At 44.5% G+C, this 17,432-nt stretch carries 15 protein-coding genes and 1 other RNA gene; 5 read left to right on the top strand and 11 right to left on the bottom strand.

Annotation, left to right across the window (positions count from 1 at the left end; translation table 11 throughout):
* Nucleotides 1–90: 90 nt before the first annotated feature.
* From ACGHEH_RS15455 to ACGHEH_RS15430, 6 genes are all read right to left on the bottom strand, one after another.
* Nucleotides 91–558 carry an ArgR family transcriptional regulator gene (locus tag ACGHEH_RS15455; protein WP_390446964.1) on the bottom strand — a complete coding sequence of 156 codons (468 nt, stop codon included), beginning with the start codon at nucleotides 556–558 and terminating at the stop codon, nucleotides 91–93.
* A 15-nt stretch (nucleotides 559–573) separates the two neighbouring features.
* Nucleotides 574–1,959: a cyanophycinase gene (locus ACGHEH_RS15450; protein ID WP_390446961.1), complete on the bottom strand. Its 1,386-nt coding sequence runs from the start codon at nucleotides 1,957–1,959 to the stop codon at nucleotides 574–576.
* 1,143 nt (nucleotides 1,960–3,102) lie between these two features.
* On the bottom strand, nucleotides 3,103–5,994 hold the full coding sequence (gcvP, locus tag ACGHEH_RS15445) for an aminomethyl-transferring glycine dehydrogenase (RefSeq protein WP_390446958.1): 2,892 nt from the start codon (nucleotides 5,992–5,994) through the stop codon (nucleotides 3,103–3,105).
* A 201-nt stretch (nucleotides 5,995–6,195) separates the two neighbouring features.
* Nucleotides 6,196–6,585 (bottom strand): glycine cleavage system protein GcvH, encoded by a 390-nt coding sequence (gene gcvH / locus ACGHEH_RS15440; RefSeq protein WP_058028879.1) that lies wholly within the window; start codon nucleotides 6,583–6,585, stop codon nucleotides 6,196–6,198.
* A gap of 56 nt (nucleotides 6,586–6,641) precedes the next feature.
* The gene (gene gcvT / locus ACGHEH_RS15435; RefSeq protein ID WP_390446954.1) at nucleotides 6,642–7,724 is read right to left on the bottom strand and encodes a glycine cleavage system aminomethyltransferase GcvT; all 1,083 of its coding nucleotides are present in this window, start codon (nucleotides 7,722–7,724) and stop codon (nucleotides 6,642–6,644) included.
* Nucleotides 7,725–7,848: 124 nt separating this feature from the next.
* On the bottom strand, nucleotides 7,849–8,421 hold the full coding sequence (locus ACGHEH_RS15430) for a hypothetical protein (protein WP_390446951.1): 573 nt from the start codon (nucleotides 8,419–8,421) through the stop codon (nucleotides 7,849–7,851).
* 128 nt (nucleotides 8,422–8,549) lie between these two features.
* On the opposite strand from ACGHEH_RS15430, the gene ACGHEH_RS15425 reads away from it, so the two are divergent.
* Nucleotides 8,550–9,395, top strand: a complete 846-nt coding sequence (locus ACGHEH_RS15425; protein ID WP_390446948.1) for a LysR family transcriptional regulator — start codon at nucleotides 8,550–8,552, stop codon at nucleotides 9,393–9,395.
* Nucleotides 9,396–10,228: 833 nt separating this feature from the next.
* On the opposite strand, the gene ACGHEH_RS15420 is transcribed toward ACGHEH_RS15425, so the two are convergent.
* From ACGHEH_RS15420 to ACGHEH_RS15405, 4 genes are read right to left on the bottom strand one after another with little or no spacing between them, the layout of a single operon-like run.
* On the bottom strand, nucleotides 10,229–11,407 hold the full coding sequence (locus tag ACGHEH_RS15420; RefSeq protein ID WP_390446945.1) for an FAD-dependent monooxygenase: 1,179 nt from the start codon (nucleotides 11,405–11,407) through the stop codon (nucleotides 10,229–10,231).
* On the bottom strand, nucleotides 11,407–12,588 hold the full coding sequence (gene ubiH, locus ACGHEH_RS15415) for a 2-octaprenyl-6-methoxyphenyl hydroxylase (RefSeq protein WP_390446942.1): 1,182 nt from the start codon (nucleotides 12,586–12,588) through the stop codon (nucleotides 11,407–11,409). The genes ACGHEH_RS15420 and ubiH overlap by 1 nt, the downstream gene beginning before the upstream one ends.
* Before the next feature lie 9 nt (nucleotides 12,589–12,597).
* Nucleotides 12,598–13,908, bottom strand: a complete 1,311-nt coding sequence (gene pepP, locus ACGHEH_RS15410) for a Xaa-Pro aminopeptidase (protein ID WP_390446939.1) — start codon at nucleotides 13,906–13,908, stop codon at nucleotides 12,598–12,600.
* The gene (locus ACGHEH_RS15405) at nucleotides 13,908–14,465 is read right to left on the bottom strand and encodes a UPF0149 family protein (RefSeq protein ID WP_058028872.1); all 558 of its coding nucleotides are present in this window, start codon (nucleotides 14,463–14,465) and stop codon (nucleotides 13,908–13,910) included. Before ACGHEH_RS15405 ends, pepP begins: the two co-directional genes overlap by 1 nt.
* 222 nt (nucleotides 14,466–14,687) lie before the next feature.
* Here ACGHEH_RS15405 and ssrS point away from each other — a divergent pair.
* From ssrS to ACGHEH_RS15385, 4 genes are all read left to right on the top strand, one after another.
* Nucleotides 14,688–14,870, top strand: a non-coding RNA gene (gene ssrS / locus ACGHEH_RS15400) — 6S RNA.
* 143 nt (nucleotides 14,871–15,013) lie between these two features.
* Nucleotides 15,014–15,241, top strand: coding sequence for a hypothetical protein (locus ACGHEH_RS15395; protein ID WP_058028871.1), 228 nt, complete (start codon nucleotides 15,014–15,016; stop codon nucleotides 15,239–15,241).
* A gap of 28 nt (nucleotides 15,242–15,269) precedes the next feature.
* Nucleotides 15,270–15,497, top strand: a complete 228-nt coding sequence (locus tag ACGHEH_RS15390; protein ID WP_390446935.1) for a hypothetical protein — start codon at nucleotides 15,270–15,272, stop codon at nucleotides 15,495–15,497.
* A 25-nt stretch (nucleotides 15,498–15,522) separates the two neighbouring features.
* Entirely contained in the window at nucleotides 15,523–15,747 is a 225-nt protein-coding gene (locus ACGHEH_RS15385; RefSeq protein ID WP_390446932.1) for a hypothetical protein, read from the top strand.
* 137 nt (nucleotides 15,748–15,884) lie between these two features.
* Here the strand turns inward: ACGHEH_RS15385 and lysS are convergent, their stop codons facing one another.
* Nucleotides 15,885–17,426: a lysine--tRNA ligase gene (gene lysS / locus ACGHEH_RS15380; protein WP_390446929.1), complete on the bottom strand. Its 1,542-nt coding sequence runs from the start codon at nucleotides 17,424–17,426 to the stop codon at nucleotides 15,885–15,887.
* Nucleotides 17,427–17,432 lie beyond the last annotated feature (6 nt).

Below are 17,432 nucleotides of genomic sequence, written 5' to 3'. Positions count from 1 at the left end.
CTTTTGAGGTGGGTGTCCTGTTTATATTTCCTGTTTATATTTGTTGTATTACGTAAAACAAAGGCGTATCACTATGTGATACGCCTTTTCTTATGCTGCTTGATAAAAGTCTAAAATGTCGCAAATTTGATTGCACAGTAGCGTGGTGCACTGCGCAGGTTTTGGCATAATAAACAAGGTATCATCGCTTGCGACTGTGCCGCTAATGCCCAAACTATCGTGCAAGTGATCAAGCACGCGGGCAACAATTTTCGCGCCGCCAGCTTGGGTTTTTATCACAACCAGTGCTTCGTTTTTATCACACGCTAATACCACGCTTTCAATCGACTGTTTTAGCCCCGGCATGCCCACATCTGAAGGTAGACGATACACCAGCTGGTGGTTGCTGTTACGCATACGCACCGCACCTAAGCGAGTAAGCATGCGTGAAATACGCGACTGTGAAATATCAGCAAAGCCCATTAAGCCTAATTCGTAAGAGAGCTCAAACTGCGAACGAATCTTTTTTTGTAAAATTAGGTGTTTAATGATTTGCTTAAGGGATTTTTCAGCTTCCATAATCAATACACCCGCTTAATAAGGGTTAAGTGGCGAATAATAGCGATTGCTGGTGCCATCTATCGATACACTCAGGGTTTCGCCATTATGGCTTCCTGTGTTGAGATTAATTTGCTGATTGGCAATCAGCTTTAATCGTTCAATGTTGTTGTAAATAACCGGTGCGTTACAGCTCAGCTGTTGGCGTTCGGTGGTTGCCGTTTCTTTAAAAATATACACAGCACCGCTGCCGTCAACTAAGCTTTCACCATTACTTTTAACATATAAAGAGGTGTTTTCATCTGCCGCAATCACATTGCTGCCAGCAGCTAAATGCCCTAAAAACACCACTGAACGGGCAAGGCGGTCGCGCTCTGCAAAGTGGGTGTCGGTGAGGGTATTGGCAAGCAAATTATTGCTAAACATGCCTTGGCTAATATTGATGGTGTCATGGCAAAAGTCAGTCACTACTTCGTCTGAGATAGCGCCAAGAATGCCATCAGGGTCGTAAACCGAACCACCTAGTAGTGCCATACCTGCTGATGTGCCACCAATAACACCGCCTTTATCATAAACGTGCTGAAGTGCATCTTGCAGCTGTGTATTTTGCCATTGGTTGAGGTAATCAGCCTGATCGCCACCGGCAATAAAGACAAATTCGGCACTTTTAATTATCCATGCAACATAGTCACTGTTCGCAAGCGTTCGCGAATCAACTAATAGGGTGTTAACCGAATCGGCATTAAGTAACCCGTTTAAATAGTCATTGTAGCCATCTGAGCCTGATGTTCTTAAAATGACCACATCTTGATTGTTGCCAATATGTGGTAAAACACGGCCTGTAAATGCGCTATCAACATCGGTGCCGCCACCCATCAGCAAGGTTGCGCCTTGACCGCTGGTAAGTGCGCCACACGCATCATTAGCGTTGCCTGTTTGCCAATAAGTTAAGTCACTTGGTATCGCGGGCGTAAAGCCGTAACCGCAATCTTCAACAGGTGGTGTTGGCTCGGTTGGGTAATTAACGGTTAAGTCGTACCAACCGCGTCCTGAGTAACGTGTTACTTTTACAAAGTAATTACCCGCTGCTGCTCTAATGCTGCCAAGCTCAGGCACATTACTTGTCTCACCCGTTAAAATTGCACTGCCCGTTTCGCCATACAATGCCCAATCAAAATCGTCGCGCCTATCATGTTCTAAACGAATGCTGATTTCACCATTTTCACTGGTGTTAAAACTAAACCAATCAATGTCGCCGCGTTTTGAGTTGCCTGCAATTGTTGTGTTAGCACAATCGATTACATTGGCCTGACTTTCAAGGTCATTTGGTTCAGATTCAGTGGTTGTACATGCGTGAGCTGTGTGAGAGAGCGAAAAGCCCAATAGTAGTGATGCTACAATGAAGTAGTTCTTATTATTCATAGGAATTTCCTAACAAAAATCAATAAAACGCCTGCGTTAAAAAACGCAAAATGAGTGTGTAGTTGAAATTGTTAGGGGGTTATTCGTCGAACCACTCACTTAAGTGATAGTCAGACGAACATTCATGTAGCTCACTAGGCATAACAAAAGTACGCAAGGTCATTTTATTCTCCTAGTTAGTGTGAAGTGTTCGTATATAGTTTTAGCACAGCGAGCAAAAAAGTAAAAAATAAATTTACAAATAATTAACAGCGAATTTTAATTGAGTAGGAATAATTTTTCGACAGTTAACTGTAACTATTTGAAAATTGGATTTGTGCTGCGTATTTATGCGTAATTTTATGCTGATTATTTATATGAAATTTTTTCGTGACCTTGCATTTACACTTTTAAATACACTAGGGGGACAGCGCGTTTAATCTAATTGCTCACCATGATGTCTTCTTGTCTTTTTGTTCTACTTGCAACCGCAAAACAATGGGGTCAGCAAAACAATGGGGTCAGGTCTTGCATTGTGCAACCCTAAGCACAGAACCCACAAACTACTCTCTTTCCCTTCTATCACGCCTGAAAATAAGCAATTGATGAGTAATGCGCTCGCATGGATGCGAGTCAAGCCATGATTTCGCCAAGGATGGCGAATACATGGCGTTTACGTTCACATCAATTGCGCTTTGAAGATTAAGCGTGATGGAGGGGCGCCGTGGGGTTCCAAGGGGCGGTCGGCGGCAGCCGCCCTTTGGTTGCCGTCGCCAACGCGACAAAGGGTTAAATTGAAGGTTGATGATGAGTAAAACATAGATTCTGAAACAAGTTCAGAATGACAAAATCATTTTTAAGCCCCCCTGATGCCCTATCTCGAAACGAAGTTTCGCAGTGCGAGGAAGTGAAGGCATGGATGCCGACAGGCAGAAGCTTCATGGATGAATTTCTGCACGTTATTAAATTGAAATGCTTACCACCCTTTGGTTGCCGTCGCCAACGCGACAAAGGGGATAAGTTGAAGATAGATGGTGAGTAAAACATAGATTCTGAAACAAGTTCAGAATGACAGCCCCAAACCCCACCCACAAAAAAACCGCCTTAATCGCTTAAGGCGGTTTTCAAAAATCTAAGTCAGGGATTAGCCCGACCTACAATTCATTACTCTGCATATGTCTCAACTGCAGGGCAAGAACAGATAAGGTTTCGGTCACCTAGTACGTCGTCGATACGTGTCACTGTTGGCCAGAACTTATCTTTAGCAACTGCTTTCACAGGGAATGCCGCGTAAAAACGGTCGTATGCACGATCCCACTCGTTGCCAAGTACGTCAGCTTGCGTGTGCGGTGCAAATACCAGTGGATTGTTTTCAACAGACCACTCGCCGTTTTCAACTTTGCGTACTTCTTCACGAATTGAAATCATGGCTTCGATGAAGCGGTCAATCTCAACCTTAGACTCAGACTCAGTTGGCTCGATCATTAGCGTGCCCGCTACTGGGAACGACATAGTCGGTGCATGGAAGCCGTAGTCCATAAGACGCTTAGCAATGTCCATCTCAGTGATGCCAGACGCTTCTTTTAGCGGACGTAAGTCAACTATACATTCGTGCGCAACACGGTTGTTTTGACCACGGTAAAGAATTGGATAGTGCTCGCTTAACTTCTCAGTTAGGTAGTTTGCGTTTACGATAGCCATTTCAGTTGCATCTTTTAAGCCTTGGCTGCCCATCATTGTAATGTATGCCCAAGAGATAGGTAAGATAGCCGCTGAACCGTAAGGCGCTGCTGATACTGCACCGTTGCCTTCAGTTGTACCCGGTACGTTGATAACGCTGTGGTTAGGCATAAATGGCGCTAGGTGCGATTTAACACCGATAGGACCAACACCTGGGCCACCGCCACCGTGTGGAATACAGAATGTTTTGTGTAGGTTTAAGTGCGATACGTCTGAGCCGATTGAACCTGGGCTAGTTACACCAACTTGCGCGTTCATGTTCGCGCCGTCCATGTAAACTTGGCCGCCGTGCTGGTGAACAATCTCACATACTTCACGGATAGACTCTTCGTATACACCGTGTGTAGACGGGTAAGTTACCATGATACAAGATAGGTTCTCTGACACTTCTTCTGCTTTCGCTTTAAGATCAGCCATGTCGATGTTACCGTCGTCGTCACAGGCAACAACCACAACTTTCATGCTTGCCATTTGCGCAGATGCCGGGTTAGTACCGTGCGCTGAGCTTGGGATCAAACAGACGTTACGGTGACCTTCGCCACGTGACTCATGGTATTTACGAATAGCGATAAGACCTGCGTATTCACCTTGTGCACCAGAGTTAGGCTGCATAGATACTGCGTCGTACCCTGTGATGTCTACTAACCAGTCGTGAAGCTCACCAATCATTGTTTGGTAACCTTGCGCTTGGTCTAGTGGACAGAACGGGTGAAGCTCTGCAAATTCAGGCCAAGTTACTGGGATCATCTCAGCTGTCGCGTTTAGTTTCATGGTACATGAACCTAACGAGATCATTGAATGGTTAAGCGCTAAATCTTTGTTTTCAAGACGCTTGATATAACGCAGCATTTCAGTCTCGCTGTGGTACGAGTTGAAGTTAGGGTGCGTTAAGATTTCGTCGTCACGTACTAGGCTTGCAGGAATACCTGTGATGTCGTCTGCAGATACTTGTGCGTCAAGTGCTGCAACATCAAGACCGTGGCCTTCACCTAAGATGATGTCGAATAATGCTAGTACGTCTGCACGTGTTGTTGTTTCGTTCACAGATACTGAGAACTCACCCGCATGGTTCGTTGCAAAGTTAGTCTCTGCCGCGATTGCGCGTGCAACGATCTCTTCTTTGTTGTCAGCTACCACTGTGATTGTGTCGAACCAAGTGTCATGCTTAAGGCTTATACCTTTCGCTTTAAGACCTGTCGCTAAGATGCTAGCGAAACGGTTGATGCGCTGTGCAATCATCTTAAGGCCTTGTGGACCATGGTAAACCGCGTAGAACGCAGCCATGTTCGCAAGTAGAACCTGGGCTGTACAGATGTTTGAGTTCGCTTTTTCACGACGGATGTGCTGCTCACGAGTCTGCATCGCCATACGAAGTGCATCGTTACCTAAACGGTCTTTAGATACACCTATGATACGACCTGGTAGTGAACGCTTGTACTTGTCGCGTGTAGCGAAGAATGCTGCGTGTGGACCACCGTAACCCATAGGTACACCAAAACGCTGTGCAGAACCAAGTACTACGTCAGCGCCTAGTTTACCTGGAGCTTTAAGTAGCATTAAGCTCATGATGTCAGCTGCAACACAGGCAATCGCTTTTTTATCTTGTACTTGTGCGATTAGGTCAGTGATGTCTACCACTTCACCTGTTGTTGTTGGGTACTGGAATAATGCACCGAAAATTTCATGGTTAGCTGCATCTGCCGCAGGACCTACTACCACTTCGAAACCAAACTGCTCTGCACGTGTTGTTACAACGTCGATTGTTTGTGTGTGAACGTCGTCAGCGATGAAGAAGATGTTTGCTTTTTTCGCTTTAGATACGCGCTTAGCAAGTGCCATTGCTTCTGCTGCTGCAGTAGACTCATCTAGTAGAGATGCAGATGCTAGGTCTAGACCTGTGATGTCAATCGTCAACGTTTGGAAGTTTAATAGTGATTCTAAACGACCTTGAGCGATCTCAGGCTGGTATGGCGTATATGCTGTGTACCAACCTGGATTTTCTAATACGTTACGTAAAATTACATTCGGTACGTGTGTTGGGTGGTAGCCCTGACCGATGTAAGATTTGAAGATTTTATTTTGGCTAGCAACAGACTTTAGGTAGCTTAGTGCTTCAACTTCTGTGCGGCTCTCACCCACTGCTAAACCCTGCTCTAAACGGATACCAGCTGGTACTGTTTGCGTGATTAGCTCTTCAACGCTTGATACGTTAAGTGCCGATAGCATGTCGCTCACTTGTGCCGGTGTAGGGCCAATATGGCGGCGGATAAAATCTTGCTTTTGCTCTAATTGCTCAAGAGATTTAGCGTTTGACATTAGTCTAGATTCCTATGATCCAAAAAATTTAGGGGGTTAGTGCTGATTCCTGCTGCGGGTACTGCTCTGGCTTCAGCTTTACCAACTTATCGATAAGTTGATGAAAAAGTTCTGTACTCTGTATGGTTTAGTACGGACCTTTTTTAAAATCAGATTAAACAACAAAAGCCCCACTGGGGGCTTTTGTGAACAACGAAGCAATTAGTCTTCGTCGATTGCGTTTTCGTAACCTTCAGCGTCAAGAAGGTTCGCAAGCTCTGACTCGTCAGAAGCTTTAACTTTGAACAACCAACCGTCACCGTATGCGTCGTTGTTAACGTTTTCAGGTGAATCTTCAAGATCTTCGTTGATTGCTACAACTTCACCAGTGATAGGTGCGTAGATGTCAGATGCTGCTTTTACAGACTCTGCTACTGCGCAGTCTTCGCCAGCGTCAACTTCGTCACCAACTTCTGGTAATTCAACGAATACCATGTCGCCTAGAAGCTCTTGTGCGTGCTCTGTGATACCTACAGTGTAAACGCCGTCGCCTTCAGCGCGAACCCACTCGTGTGAAGACGCGTATTTTAACTCGCTAGGAATGTTGCTCATCTTTTTGTTCCTTTGGTTCGGTGTAATAACTGGGCGATGGTTCGCCCTTATTAATATTAAATAACTGACTTGCCGTTACGTACGAAGCAAGGCTTCACTACTTTAACGTCAACTAACTTTTTACGCATTTCAACTTGCGCTGTTTCGCCCGTTGAGCGAGGAACACGCGCTAGTGCAACACTAAAGCCTAATGTCGGAGAGAATGTACCAGAAGTAATGATACCTTCGCCACCTTCTACGATAACTTTAGAGCCACCACGTAGAACACCTTTGCTTTCAAGTACTAGACCAACTAGCTTGTGTGTGCTCTTTTCAGCACGTTGCTTAGCAACCGCTTCACGACCGATGAAGTCACGATCTTCAGGTTCCCATGCAATCGTCCAAGCCATGTTTGCAGCAAGTGGAGATACAGTTTCATCCATATCTGAACCGTATAAGTTCATGCCCGCTTCTAAACGTAGCGTATCACGTGCGCCAAGGCCAGCCGGAGCGACGCCTGCGTCTAATAATTTTTGCCAAAGGTCAGCTGCATCATCGTTGTGTACAACGATTTCGTAGCCTGCTTCGCCTGTGTAACCAGTCGTTGCAATGAATAGATTGCCCGCTTGTGCACCGAAGAATGGTTTCATACCTTCAACTGCAGCGTTTTGCGCGTCATCAAGTACTTTAGCTGTTTTTTCTTTTGCGTTAGGACCTTGTACTGCGATCATCGCAAATTCAGGACGCTCAGTGATTTCTACTGCGAACTCAGCCGCTACTTTAGCAATGTGCGCTAAATCTTTTTCACGCGTTGCTGAGTTAACAACTAGGCGGTATTCAGTGTCAGAGAAGAAGTAGATGATAAGGTCGTCAATTACGCCGCCTTCTTCATTTAACATGCCTGTGTAAAGTGCTTTACCAGGTACTTCTAGCTTAGCTACATCGTTCGCTACAAGCTTACGTAAGAATGCTTTTGCGTCTGCGCCTTTAACGTCCACAATCGTCATGTGAGATACGTCGAACATACCTGCATCAGTTCGTACTGCGTTGTGCTCTTCGATTTGTGAACCATAGTTGATTGGCATTTCCCAACCGTGGAAGTCAACCATTTTTGCGCCAGCTTCTACGTGCTTAGCGTGTAGTACAGTTTTAGAAGTCATATCATTCCTTCACTAATTACTGACCTTGTAGTGTATGGCTACAAGATTGCCTCTTCGAGGCGGGGTTAATGCAATAACAGCTAAGGCACCCGTATTGAGTGCCTTAGCAAATTTTGTTTGAAATCTAGTTTAGGCTAAAGCCTTGTTCTTGCAACTGTTGATGCCACTTATTCAGAGTGTCTGTTTGGGCAATCAACTGATACTGCTGCAAGTCATCTGCAAGTAATGAAGTGACGAACACTTCACCACTTTGTCGGCCGTAGCACACTTGCTCGTCTGATAAACGCAGACCCGGTGTTAAGCCAAACTGCTTGATAATGGTATCAAACGCTTGCTCACCGCTCAGGGTGCTCATGCTTAAATCTTTGCGCGCCACCAGCTCAATGTCGTAATCGCTGTGATGGGCTTCAACCAAGTTTTGTAACTCATCAGCGTGGCTTTGCTCAATAACAAAGCGGTAAGCCGTTTCACTGAAGTAATAAACCGTAAATGCCGCACCTGATACGAGTTGGCCTTTAATGCCCAAACCTGGTGCTAACAGTTTATTTAGGTTGATACCTAAAACTTGATTTAAAAATGGTGTGGTTTCGAAGCCACTAAAGTCTAAGACCCATTGTGCGCTGTCTAACGCTAATGTGTTTAGCGCAGGCGCTGTGCCTTGACGATGTTTTGCAAACATACTGGCTGAAAATGTCATAACCACACCTTAATAAAACTTTAATTTGTGCAGTATATGAGTGCATTTGGGCAACAACAAATTGTATTTATTTATACATTGATAAATAATGCTTATGTAACTTGGTTTTATAAATTGATTTTTTAAATATGAAGAACTTATCGAACGACGGCTTACGCACATTTGTTACTGTGGTTGAATTAGGTGGCTTTGCCAAGGCCGGTGAACTACTGGGATTATCGCAACCTGCGGTGTCATTACAAATTAAACGACTCGAAGAAATGCTCGGCTGTCGACTGTTTAAAAAACAAGGTCAACGACAAGTTATCAATCAATATGGCGAGCTTTTGCTACCGCAGGCTAAACAAATGCTGCAACAAAACGATGCCATTTTACAGCAGTTCACCTCAGAGAGTGTGACCGGTAAAGTGCGCCTAGGTATTCCGAGTGAATTTGCAGCGCGAATTTTGCCGTCTATTATTGGCGACTTTGTTTCTCTTTATCCTGATGTGGCCCTCGAAGTGAAGTCTCGTTTGAGTAAACACCTGTTGTCTGTTTCGCGCCAAGATCAATTCGATTTAGTGTTGGCATTGAATGAAGAGCTTAATTCCGATCAGTTCCCCGTATTCATGCAAGACCAGTTGGTATGGGTCGGTAATTTAAACCTCGCCAAGAACGATGTAGTGACCCTAGTGACCGCACCTGAGGGCTGTATCTACCGCCGCCGCGCTATCGAAGCCCTACAACAAGCCGGATTAAAATACCGTATAGTTTACAGCAACGCCGATTTAACCGGTTTAATCGCCGCGATTAAGGAAGACCTAGGCGTCACTGTGCTAGCCAAAAGCACCGTACCAAGCGATTTAAACTACCAATCACATACCCCTAACCTACCCGAGCTCGGCCAGATTGGTATTTGCTTGGTAAAAAATTCGCCAGAATCAGTGCATGCGGTTGATAAGTTAGCGGAATTTATTGAGTTGAGATTGGGGTAAGCGGTAAGCGGTAAGCGGTAAGCGTACAATAGTTTGCGAGTTACGAGTTACGAGTTACGAGTTACGGTTACGAGTTATCAAGATGATTCTAAAAGCGCGACGTAAAGTCAGCGCCTACAGGATGTAAAAATTTGCTTTGTAGGCGCGGGTTTACCCCGCGCTAATAAATGTGGTTCGGCACACCCGTCACCCTGAATTTATTTCAGGGTCTATTTGTATCTACTGGATCCTAACCTTCGTCAGGATAACAAGTTGTGTATTTGTGATGGTTCAAAAAGCGCGACATAAGGTCGGCGCCTACAGAATGAATATCAATCTAACAGGCTACACCCTTTCCACTTCTATCACGCCTAAAAATAAGTAATTGATGAGAAATGACTCGCATGGATGCGAGACAAGCCATGATTTCGCCAAGGATGGAAAAGTGGAAAGTTCACCCAATAGTTAAAATTGCTCATTTCACCTTGCGCAAAAGTAACCTTGCTTCGCAACGCATATTTTGCACCATCATCAATTATTTATTTGAAGAATTAGCGTGATAGAGGGGCGCCGCGGGAGTCCAGAGCGAAGGTCGCACCCGAGCGGCCGGCGGCAGCCGCCCTTTGGTTGCTGTCGCCAACGCGACAAAGAGTTAAATTGAAGACAAATGCAAAACAACTTTTAAGATTACTTATTGCGCAAAGTCTATTTTGCTTCCCTTGAGTTCAACTCTGCAGCAGCTAAACTGGCTCACTTCACATTGCGCAAAAATAACCTTGCTTCTCTGGAGTGCAACTCTGCGGCGGCTAAAATGGCTCACTTCACCTTGCGCAAAAATAACCTACTTCGTAGGTCTATTTTGCACTACCTTTCCCAACAGCTTCTTTCGCAAATAAGGTTTTAATTGGTCCAAGGTTATCAACCATACTCAATCCTACACCTCGGATCAGTTTCTTCAACGGGTTATCGCCTTCAAACAGCTCTTTTAAACCTTGCATCATGGCAATGTGCTTTTGTGCATCGAGTTTACGAGCACGTTCGTATTCACGCAGCACGCGAGTGCTGGCAAATTCTTGCTTGCTGTCGGTGAGTAGTTTAATTAAAAGCGCTGCATCTTTAAGGCCTAGGTTCATACCTAACCCCGCCAGCGGGTGGATGGTGTGTGCAGCATCACCCATTAATGCAATCTTGCCGTTTACCCACTGTTGGGCGTAACGCATTTTCAACGGGAACACCGCTCGGTCGTCTTGTACTTCACATAAACCGCACTGACCGTCGATGGCGACATTCAATGCTTTATTGAACTCAGCGTTATCTAACGACATTAAATGCTGTGCTTGCTCAGGTGACGTTGACCACACGATTGATTGGCTGTGTTCATCACTGAGTGGTAAAAACGCCAGAGGTCCAGTTGGTAAAAATACTTGTCTTGCAGTATGGCTGTGTGTCTCTTGCGTCTTAACCGTTGCGACGATAGCGTGGTGGTCGTAGTCCCAAAACGTAATGGGCATTTTAAACTGAGTACGAATACCCGAATTTGCGCCATCTGCTGCAACTAATAGCTTGGCCATAACCGGCATGCCTGACTCTAAGGTGATTAACACGTCAGTGTCGGTTTGATGAATACTTTGATAGCGAGTATTAAAGCTAAGCGTTGCAGATGAATACTGTTTTAACTGCTGAAACAGCGCATAACGAATAGCGTCATTTTCAATGATGTGCCCAAGCTCAGGTAAATCTAGCTCGGTGCTGTTAAAGGCAATTTTGCCAAAACTGTCTTTGTCTCTGACGTCCATATGCGTATAGGCACAAGTTCGCTGCGCTAAAATATCATCCCATGCGCCTAGCGCAGTAAATAGCGTTTGACTGGCAAGACTGATGGCACTCACGCGATTAGCAAACTGCTCAGTAAGTGGCGCAGGTTCACTGCCTGCATCAATCACGTGCACGCTAATGTTATTTTTTGCCAGACCTAACGCCAAAGTGAGGCCTACACAGCCACCACCGACAATACATATTTGCGCTTGTTGCATCAGCTTTTTCCTTTAATAACATGACCCATTAGTTGCTTGGCTAACGGTGCTTTAAAATTTTCAGACAGCGACATGGCAAGCAAACCGCAACTGCGACCGAGTGCCATTAAACGAGAAGAATTAGAGAATAGTCGCACGAGCGCATCGGTCAGTGTCATCACCGTTTTGATGTCTTGTGCACGCGCACGATTATAAGCTTGCGTAAAAGCATGTTCACCCAAAGCATGTTGCTCTGATGCAATCAGCTCAACCAAAGCTTGAATGTCTCTTAAACCCAAATTAAAACCTTGCCCAGCAATTGGGTGAATAGCGTGTGCTGCATTACCAATTAATACGCTACGGTGATGAACGAGCTGCTCGACCCGGCCTAGTACCAGCGGATATTGTGCGCGCATACCAACCTGTTTGAATACCCCAGCGCGATAGCCAAAGGCAGCTTGCAGCTCAGCAATAAAGGCGTGAGGTTCAAGCATTTTATAATGTTCAAGGTGTACGTTTGGCATACACCAAACCAGCGAGTAGCGGTTTTGTGTCATAGGGAGCAGTGCCATTGGCCCATGCTCGGTAAAACGTTCAAACGCTTGGCCGCTATGACCACCTTCAACTTCGATATTGGCGATTAGCGCCCCTTGCTCATAAGCCAGACTATCAAAACCAATGTTTAGCTGTTTGCGCGTGGGGGATTGTGCGCCATCGGCAACGACTAATAACCTTCCGCTTACCTGAGTTTCGTCGTTTAAGGTCAGCTCAACACTGTCTTGTGTTTGCTTTAATTCATTAATAGTCGCAGGGCAGTATAATTGAATGTCAGTTTTAGCTAGCTGTTGATGTAAATAAGCACCAAATGGGTTCACTTCCACCACATAACCAAGGGCATTCGTTTTATAGTCTTGGTGGTGCAATGAGGTTTTACCAAAGTGACCTCTATCAGACACGTGTACTTGCTTAATGGCTTCGGCAAACGGCCAGTCAGCATTAAACAAGTTAAATTGCTTTAAATACTGCACAGACTGATCGGCCAAGGCAATTGAGCGGTCGTCAAAACTAGGGTGTGCTTGGCTTTTTGGTGCAAATGCCTCAATCACGGCAACTTGCAAATTTGGGCTGGTCTTTTTGATTGCCAAAGCAGCGGTGGCCCCTGCCATACCGCCGCCTACAATCACAACATCAAAGTGCTGCAACGCATTCTCCTACTGCTGCATTAACGCTTCTATTTCTGCTACGGTTTTCGGCACGTCTTGGGTCAGATTTTCGTGACCATTTTCAGTTACCAATAGGTCGTCTTCAATGCGAATGCCGATGCCTTTATATTGTTCTGGCACTTGTGCATCTTCATCGAAGTACAAACCAGGCTCTATGGTCAACACCATACCCGGTGCAAATGGTCTGTCAGCTTCATCGAGTTTGTACTCACCCACATCGTGTACATCAAGACCTAGCCAGTGACCTAAACCATGCATATAGAACGCTTTGCATGCTTGTTTTTCAACAAGTGTATCTAACTCGCCAGATAAAATACCGAGCTCAATCAAACCTTGGGTCATTTCTGTCATCACCGCTTTATTAGCCGCAACCAAAGTACCGCCCGGCTTCACATGCTCAAATGCCGCCGCTTGGGCTTTTAATACCAGCTCATAAATGGTTTTTTGTGGCTCACTGAATTTACCAGACACTGGGAAAGTACGAGTAATATCAGCTGCATAGCCTTCAAGTTCACACCCTGAGTCAATCAACACTAAGTCGCCTGCTTTTAAGTTATCGCTGTTTTCTGTGTAATGCAGAATATTGGCATTATTACCTGAGCCGACAATGGTGCCATAAGCCGGATAGCGTGCGCCATTCATGGCATAATGATGATGAAGCTCGGCTTCCAGTTGGTATTCAGTAGCATCAGGCTTGGCGAACTGCATTGCACGCACATGACCTTCAGCGCTTATTTGACCCGCTTTGCGCATCACGGCAATTTCTGCGTCTGATTTAAACAAACGCATTTCGTGAATAAGCGGGCGTGTATCTTTGATGATCTCAGGCGCGCGATAGCCTTTTTTCGGTGCACCGCGCAAAGTATTTAATAAAGCCCATATCTTGTCATCAAACGTACTGTAAGTACCTTGCCCGTAAAATAAAGTGCGATTGCCATTTACCAGTTGCAGAAGCTCATCGTCTAACTCACTTAACGGATAAGTTTCATCAAACAAGTAGTCAGACTTAGCGCTTTCATAGCCCACTCGGCGGCCGTGCCAAATCTCGGCGGTTTTATCTTTGTTACGACAGAATAACGTGCTTTTACCTTCACCTTGCTTGTCTTTTGATAAGACTAAAACGGCATCTGGCTCTTTAAAGCCGGTTAGGTAGAAAAAGTCACTGTCTTGGCGAAACGGGAATTCGGTATCGCGACTGCGGGTGATCTCAACCGCAGCAGGAATAATCGCTACGCTGTGGTTATCGAGTTGCGCAAGTAATTTGCTTCTGCGCTGGACAAATTCTTGAATGCTGATCATTAGTGTAACGTCTTTGATGGAGTAACCGTTTCTCTGCCCATTTCAGCAAAACATAACAGTGCTGAAACACGGATATACTCAACAATTTCGTGGAAAGCTTGTTGGTCTTCTTCTTCTTCACCGAAGTCAGTGTCGAGTTTAGTAATTTCACTAAAATCGCTGATCACTTCTTTGACATCAGCCGACAGCTTGCCATAGTCTTTTTGCTTTAAGCCAAAGCCCAATAAAAAGCCCGACACCCACGCCACTAGCGCATTGGCTTTATCTAGTAAGGTTTCATCTTCATTCGGCAAGTACAGCTCAAAATTTGGCTCTTCGCTGTTGAAGCATGACATAACATGCGTGAACATTTGACCAAATAGTCCTTTTAATTCATTTGAGAAACTTTGTCCGTCGTTAAACACGTCACTTAACATAATTAAGTAGTCTTTTTCATCAATGTTTAAGCCACAAGCCAACAAACCACTGATGGTGCCGTGTGCTTCTGAAGGCGATACGAAAATATCATGCTTTTCAAGCAGCAGTTGTGCTTGTGTGTAATCGGTCATTTCTGTCATTGCTAATGCTCGTCAAAGAATCTTCATTATAAGAACACACTCAATTTAAAAAGTATGTCTTAATTTAATTGCTATCAATGCTAACACTCACAGTATAGCAACTCCAAACAATTGTCTTTAAAGGGCTTCATTTATGAGCAGCGGCGTTTAATTTGCCAGCAGTTGAACTGATATTTCTTGATTTATGGTTTACCTCTGCTGCAAGTCTTATATACTGAACTTAATTCCCTAGCTCGTAGGACAGCAGATTAAGTCCCTGAGCCGATAAACTTTATCTAGGGGTGTAGTTTGCTTACTATTGCGCAAGCTTGGCATGTACCGAGAAGCCTACGGTGAGCTGTTACACTCCGCCTTGAACCTTAGGGTTCAAGGGCTGACATCAGCATCCGCGAAGCCGGGGAAGTCTTACCTTTATACCTAATCGTCTTTATTCAATTAATGAAATTTTTCATTAAACACATCTATTGTTAATTTTTTATTTACAACCTGATAACTCCAGTGCTATTTGTATTAACGCTTTATACAAAAAATAATCAAGGAGTTTGAAAATGAAAATTAAAGCAATCCTATTAGGCGCAGTTTCAGCTATTACCCTAGCCACTTCTATGCAAGCAAGCGCTTGGTTCGAAAATGAGTCATACTTTGTTGAGTGTTATGACGACGCAACAAATAAACCTCTTTTCTTCCAAATGGTTTACAGCCGCACTCAAGTAAACTCGCTAATCAGCCGCTGTTCAAGCCTTGGCGGTAGTGCATTCGTTGAAAGAGTTCGATAAGAAAAATAATTAAACAAGGATTAGAACAATGAAATTAAAAGCAATTATCTTAGGTGCAGTATCAGCTTTAACTTTAGCCACTTCTATGCAAGCAAGCGCTTGGTTTGATAATGAGTCATATTTTGTCGAGTGCTTCGACGCTAAAAACAACAGACCTATCTTTTTTGAGTGGGCATACAGCAGAACTCAACTTTCACAAGTGAAAAGCCGCTGTAGAGCTATGGGCGGTTATGCCTATGCTGAACGAGTTCGATAAGAAAAAATAAAGAAGGAATCTAACAGTGAAAATTAAATCAATTTTATTCGGTGCTATTGCCGCAACAACTATCTCAATAGCAGCACCAGCTTCGGCATTTGAATTCGAAAGAAATTCTTACATCGTAGAATGCTCAGGCGCTAATGGTATACCTCTGTGGTTTGCAAGGATCACAGGAACCACTGAGTTAAGAGCTGCGGTACGTCAATGCCGAGCTCAAGGTGGCATTGCAATTGTTGAACCGATGTAAATATATAAAGTATTTATGAGCATTTGACGGCTTTCTTTTGAAAGCCGTTTTTGTTTTAGCTAATTGCATTGATAAAAATTTAAGCAAAAAAAAGCCCTGGCATTTGCCAAGGCTCTTATCGATAAACTTAATCGAGATTAGTCAGCTTGTGGACGCATATGCGGGAACAAGATAACGTCTTTGATTGTTGGTGAATCAGTGAAAAGCATCACTAGACGGTCGATACCAATACCTTCACCCGCTGTTGGTGGTAAACCATACTCAAGCGCTTGAATGTAGTCAGCATCGAAGTGCATTGCTTCGTCATCACCGGCATCTTTTTCTTCAACCTGACGCGCAAAACGCTCAGCTTGGTCTTGTGCATCGTTAAGCTCAGAGAAACCATTTGCAAGCTCACGACCACCTACGAAGAATTCGAAACGGTCAGTGATGAATGGATTTTCATCGTTACGACGTGCAAGTGGTGATACTTCCCACGGGTACTCAGTGATGAAAGTCGGTTGAATTAGCTTGTGCTCAGCAGTTTCTTCGAAGATTTCACATAAGAACTTACCTGCACCCCACACACATTTCTCTGGGATCTTAACGTGTACTTTCTTCGCATAAGCAACTAGCTCGTCGAAGTGGTTTTCTGGATCTTTGAAGATATGCGCGATTTCTTCAGCGTCAGGACCATACTTGATGATGGCATCAGCCATAGATAGACGCTCAAACTGCTTTCCAAAGTCATATTCAATCGTCTCAACCACTTCGCCTTCAGTATTTTTAACTGTGTTAATCACTGTCGTTGTGCCAAGAACATCTTGTGCAACAGTGCGTAACATGTCTTCAGTTAAGTTCATTAGGTCGTTGTAGTCAGCATACGCTTGGTAGAATTCGATCATCGTGAATTCTGGGTTATGACGCGTTGAAAGACCTTCGTTACGGAAGTTACGGTTGATCTCAAATACACGGTCAAAACCACCTACTACTAGACGCTTAAGGTAAAGCTCAGGCGCGATACGTAGGTACATGTCGATATCTAGTGCATTGTGGTGAGTCACGAATGGACGCGCCGTTGCACCACCAGGAATAACCTGAAGCATTGGCGTTTCAACTTCCATGAAGTCACGCTCAGCTAAGAAACGACGAATGCCTTCGATCACTTTTGAACGGATGCGGAATGTTTCACGCGTGTCCATGTTGGTGATCAGGTCAACGTAACGCTGACGGTACTTAGCTTCTTGGTCTGTTAGGCCGTGGAACTTCTCTGGTAACGGACGAAGTGACTTAGTTAGTAGCTCATACTGCACCATGTCTACGTACAGGTCGCCTTTACCTGACTTATGAAGTGGACCAGACACACCAATGATGTCACCGATATCTAGTTGACCATATTTTTCTTTAAGCGTTTTTTGTACGTCTTTTGATGCATATGCTTGAATACGGCCTTTCATGTCTTGTAACACAAGGAAAGGACCACGTTTAGCAAGGATACGACCTGCAACCGATACCTGATGGTCTAACTCAACAAGCTCTTCCTTCGATTTATCACCAAACTTAGCCTGTAGATCAGCCGTATAGTCTTCACGGCGGAAGGTGTTCGGGTGGCCATTGGCATCACAATTCTCACGAATTGTATCCAATTTAGCACGACGCTCAGCAATGAGTTTATTTTCGTCTTGGATTTGATCTGTCATTTTTTA

Origin of the sequence: Pseudoalteromonas sp. MTN2-4, from assembly GCF_042848605.1 — a bacterium.
In the GTDB taxonomy this organism is placed as follows: Bacteria; Pseudomonadota; Gammaproteobacteria; order Enterobacterales; family Alteromonadaceae; genus Pseudoalteromonas.
This window is presented reverse-complemented; position numbering and strand designations above follow the sequence as displayed.